Source organism: Limosilactobacillus avium, assembly GCF_947381485.1.
Classification (GTDB): Bacteria; Bacillota; Bacilli; order Lactobacillales; family Lactobacillaceae; genus Limosilactobacillus; species Limosilactobacillus avium.
This window is the reverse complement of sequence record NZ_CANCWN010000077.1, coordinates 1-1075: the sequence shown is the minus strand read 5'-3', so window position 1 is coordinate 1075 and position 1075 is coordinate 1. Positions and strand designations below refer to the sequence as shown.

Here is a 1075-nt window from a genome sequence, read left to right as displayed (position 1 = left end):
TTCTTTTGATTAGGGATACTCAAAAGTCTATCACAAATGGCTTTTTTGTTTTTCTAACTTAATTTTACAAACCGGGTATAGAAAAAATGAGATAAAGACTAAATTATACCGCATCATTGTAAAAAACTGCGGGTAGTTTCACCTTACAAGAACCTTGATATACCAACATTTAAGGCTCAATCACAAGTTATTACATACATGGGTATGCCCCAGGTGTGTTAGCACCTGTTACTTATTCACTGGTTAATGGTTGACAAGATCCTATATACTTGTTGCCTCGATATACCATACTTATTGGCTAGCTGTACTTTAGTTTCGTAGTTGTCAGTTTTATAGTCATTCACAACTCCTTGATATACAAGCCTACCTTCTCTACTTGTAGAGTTTGGTGAATATTTCTTTGCTCTCCCTTTATACTTTCCTTTTTGCTTAGCACGTTCTATTCCTTGACGTTGCCGTTCTCGAATTTTTTGCCTTTCATTTTCGGCAACGAATCCCATTAGGCCAATCATCATGTCCAGAAGAAAGTTGTCCACTAAATCATTTCCTGTATGTGTTATGGGTAAATCATCTACTAATAGTTTGACTTTTTTCTCTTTAAGCACTTGGACTAACTTTTTGATGTCGTTATAATTCCTACTCAACCTATCTAGGCTGACTATTTCTATTGTGTCTCCCTCTCTTATGTAATTGAACATTTCTTGAAGACCTGATCGTTCTATATTTTTACCACTCTTTTTATCAACAAACACTTTATTCGCTTTCACTTGCTTGGCTCTGTATATTTGTCGTTCTAAATTTTGATCTTTACTACTAACACGAGCATAGAATATTAACGCCATATTTCCTAACATCCCTTCAACATAAATGTTACAGTAATTGTTACACTGGAATTGTTGATGACATTGTAACTCTGCATGTGTCATTGAAGTACACTCTATTTGGACAGAATAAAAATATTATTTAAAAAACTGGAGGTTAAGTATATTATTTTTGTGTCCCGGTTTGTAAAATTAAGTTAGAAAAACAAAAAAGCCATTTGTGATAGACTTTTGAGTATCCCTAATCAAAAGAA

At 33.7% G+C, this 1075-nt stretch carries 1 protein-coding gene; it reads right to left on the bottom strand.

From position 1 onward, the window contains the following. Nucleotides 1–236 precede the first annotated feature (236 nt). Entirely contained in the window at nucleotides 237–842 is a 606-nt protein-coding gene (locus QOS01_RS10365; RefSeq protein WP_085719439.1) for a recombinase family protein, read from the bottom strand. Nucleotides 843–1075: the final 233 nt, after the last annotated feature.